The sequence below is a fragment of the Streptomyces sp. NPDC004561 genome (genome assembly GCF_053602155.1).
Genome location: NZ_JBSGDB010000708.1, coordinates 1 through 3,349, shown reverse-complemented (window position 1 = coordinate 3,349; position 3,349 = coordinate 1). Strand labels below are relative to the sequence as shown.

3 protein-coding genes are annotated in these 3,349 nt (G+C 75.8%); all 3 read right to left on the bottom strand.

What is annotated here, in order from left to right:
- Positions 1–73: 73 nt before the first annotated feature.
- Positions 74–1,003: a 4-(cytidine 5'-diphospho)-2-C-methyl-D-erythritol kinase gene (locus ACWEN3_RS43985; protein WP_452983617.1), complete on the bottom strand. Its 930-nt coding sequence runs from the start codon at positions 1,001–1,003 to the stop codon at positions 74–76.
- A gap of 50 nt (positions 1,004–1,053) precedes the next feature.
- A complete protein-coding gene (gene rsmA, locus ACWEN3_RS43980; RefSeq protein WP_452983614.1) occupies positions 1,054–1,923 on the bottom strand; it encodes a 16S rRNA (adenine(1518)-N(6)/adenine(1519)-N(6))-dimethyltransferase RsmA in 870 nt (289 codons plus the stop codon).
- Positions 1,924–2,039: 116 nt separating this feature from the next.
- Positions 2,040–3,314 carry a ubiquitin-like domain-containing protein gene (locus ACWEN3_RS43975; protein ID WP_452983620.1) on the bottom strand — a complete coding sequence of 425 codons (1,275 nt, stop codon included), beginning with the start codon at positions 3,312–3,314 and terminating at the stop codon, positions 2,040–2,042.
- Between the last annotated feature and the right edge of the window lie 35 nt (positions 3,315–3,349).

Below are 3,349 nucleotides of genomic sequence, written 5' to 3'. Positions count from 1 at the left end.
CGGGGCGCGGGGGGCGTCAGCGGCGTCCGTCATGCCTGCCATGTTCCCGTACAGACGGCGTGCGCGCGTTCGGTCACGCGTCCGCGGGTACGCCCGTGTCCTCGGTCGTCGTCAGGACGGTGGCGCCCGGTGCGGGTGCGGTCGCCATGCGTACCGTGCGGCAGGTCCCGGAGGCGCGCAGGGCCTCGGCCACCGCCTGCGCCGACTCCGGGTCGCGGACGAGGAACGCCGTGGTCGGACCGGAACCGGAGACCAGCGCGGCCAGTGCGCCGGCCGCCCGGCCCGCGGCGAGGGTGTCGGCGAGTTCCGGGAAGAGGGAGAGCGCGGCGGGCTGGAGATCGTTGGAGACGGCGGCGGCGAGCGCGTCCGGGTCGCCCTTGGCGAGCGCGTCCAGCAGGTCAGGGGAGGCCACGGGCGCGGGGATGTCCCGGCCCTCGGCGAGCCGGTCGAACTCTCGGAAGACGGCCGGGGTGGACAGCCCGCGCCCGGCCATCGCGAACACCCAGTGGAAGGTGCCGCCGACCTCCAGGGCGGTCAGCTGCTCGCCGCGCCCGGTGCCGAGGGCCGCGCCGCCGACCAGGCTGAACGGGACGTCGCTGCCCAGGTCGGCGCAGATGGCGAGGAGTTCCGCGCGGGAGGCGCCGGCGCCCCACAGCGCGTTGCAGGCGAGCAGCGCGCCCGCGCCGTCCGCGCTGCCGCCCGCCATGCCGCCGGCGACCGGGATGTCCTTGGCGATGTGGATGTGCACGGCCGGCTCGATGCCCCGGCGCCCGGCGAGCGCGAGGGCCGCACGCGCGGCGAGGTTGGTGCGGTCCAGGGGGACCTCGCCGGCGTCCGGGCCCTCGCAGGTGACGCGCAGCTCGTCGGCCGGGGTGACGGTGACCTCGTCGTACAGGCCGACGGCGAGGAAGACGTTGGCGAGGTCGTGGAACCCGTCGGGGCGGGCGGCGCCCACGGCGAGCTGGACGTTGACCTTGGCGGGGACGCGGACCGTGACGCTCACTGCTGACCGGGCTCCTTGGGCTGTCGGGGCTGTGTCGATGCTGCTCGGTGTCAGGCGGCGCGCGGGCCGTTCTCGGCGATGCGGGCGAACTCCTCGACGGTCAGCGACTCCCCGCGCGCCTGCGGTGAGACGCCCGCGGCGACCAGGGCGGCCTCGGCGGCGGCCGCGGACCCGGCCCAGCCGGCGAGCGCGGCGCGCAGGGTCTTGCGGCGCTGCGCGAAGGCCGCGTCGACCACCGCGAAGACCTGCGCCCGGGAGGCCGTCGTCTTGATCGGCTCGGCCCGCCGGACGAGGGAGACGAGTCCGCTGTCGACGTTCGGCGCGGGCCAGAACACATTGCGGCCGATGGCCCCGGCCCGCTTCACCTCGGCGTACCAGTTGGCCTTCACGGACGGCACGCCGTACACCTTCGAGCCGGGCGCCGCGGCGAGCCGGTCGGCGACCTCCGACTGCACCATGACCAGCGTCCGCTCGATGCCGGGGAAGGTCTGGAGCATGTGCAGCAGCACCGGCACGGCGACGTTGTAGGGCAGGTTCGCCACCAGGGCGGTCGGCGCGGGGCCGGGCAGCTCGGTGACGTGCATCGCGTCGGAGTGGACCAGCGCGAACCGGTCGGCGCGCTCCGGCATGCGCGCGGCGATGGTCGTGGGCAGCGCGGCGGCCAGCACGTCGTCGATCTCGACGGCGGTGACCCGGTCGGCGGCCTCCAGCAGCGCCAGGGTGAGCGAGCCGAGGCCCGGTCCGACCTCGACGACCACGTCGTCGGGCCGTACCTCGGCGGTACGGACGATACGGCGGACCGTGTTGGCGTCGATCACGAAGTTCTGGCCGCGCTGCTTGGTGGGACGGACACCGAGCGCGGCCGCGAGCTCGCGGACGTCGGCGGGGCCGAGGAGGGCGTCGGGGGTGGGGCTGCTCACCCGACAAGGGTACGGGGCCGAACGGGCGCCCCTGCCGCGGGCGGACGTGCCACCGACAGGACTCGCCCGGTCACCGCGGCGCATGGTCACCAGGTACCGCTCACCCGGCGCCGCGCTCACCCACGCAGCCGCGCCCCGCAATGCGGCCACGGGGTCGTTCCCCGGCGGGAGTACAGCTTCTTCGCGCGGAAGGTCTGCTCCTCCGCGGGCGCGTCCTCCGGGCGTCCGGTGCCGCCGAGGCTGTGCCAGGTGTGGGCGTCGAACTGGTAGAGCCCGCCGTAGGTGCCGGAGGGGTCGACCGCGTGGGGGCGGCCGCCGGACTCGCAGGCGGCGAGTCCGCGCCAGTTCAGGTGGTCGGCGCCCTGCACGGAGGACGGCAGCGGCTTGGTGCCCACCTTCACCAGCTGTTTGCGCGGTCCGCTCACCACCTCGGCGCTCTCCTGGCGCGGCTTGTCGCGGACCCCGTTGACGGTGCGCAGCAGGTAGGTGATGCGCCGCAGTCCGGGCCGGCCGGGCTCCGCGACGACCTCGACGCCCTTGAAGAGGGTGGGGTCCTCGGCCCGCTCGACCAGGAACGGGATCTGTTCCTCGCGGGTCTCCCGGCTGCCGGTCACCCGCATCACGGTCACCGTCTGCCCGTCGCGCGGGAAGCTGCCGGGCGGGACGGAGGTGGTGTCCTGTCCGTGCAGGGTGATGCCGGCCTCCCGCAGCGCCTCGCCCACGGTGGCCGCGTTGGTGCGGATCGTACGGGTCCGGCCGTCCGCCATGATCGTGAAGGCGCGCTCGGTGCGCACGTCGAGCGCGAGTCCGGTGCGTCCGATGGTCAGGGAGCGCGAGGCCGACAGATGGGCGCCCTCGGCGCGCACGCCCAGCTCTTCCAGCGCGCCTTCCACCGTGCGGGCCGTCGTCCACACCTCGCGCCGCCGGCCGTCCAGGGTGAGCCGCACGGGGCGCCCGTAGCGCACCGCGACCTCGTCCCCGCCGGCGAGTGCGGTGCCGGGGGCGGGCGCGACCATGTCGTGCGGGCCCACGTGCACGCCCTCCTCGGCGAGCAGCTCGCTCACGTCGTCGGCGAAGGTGTGCAGGGTGCGCGGACGGCCGTCGACGCTCAGCTCGACCGCCTTGTCCTGGGCGACGAACGCGGTGGTGCCGCCGGCCAGGAAGGCGACCACCAGCGCCTGCGGCAGCAGGCGGCGCACGGCAAACTCCGGGCGCTCGGTGGAGCGCGCCCGGCGCCGGCGCCCGGTCCGCCCGCCGGCGGAGGTCTGTCCACCGGGTTCCGGTGCGCTGATCGCGACCGCGGGCAGGTCCTGTCCCCGTGACCCGGCGCCGGGCGCGCCCCGGCCCTGGCATGGGAGCAGCGGCTGGAGTGCGCCGGCCCGGAACCCGATGGCACCACCCTGCCTCGCCCTGCCCGACCACGCGA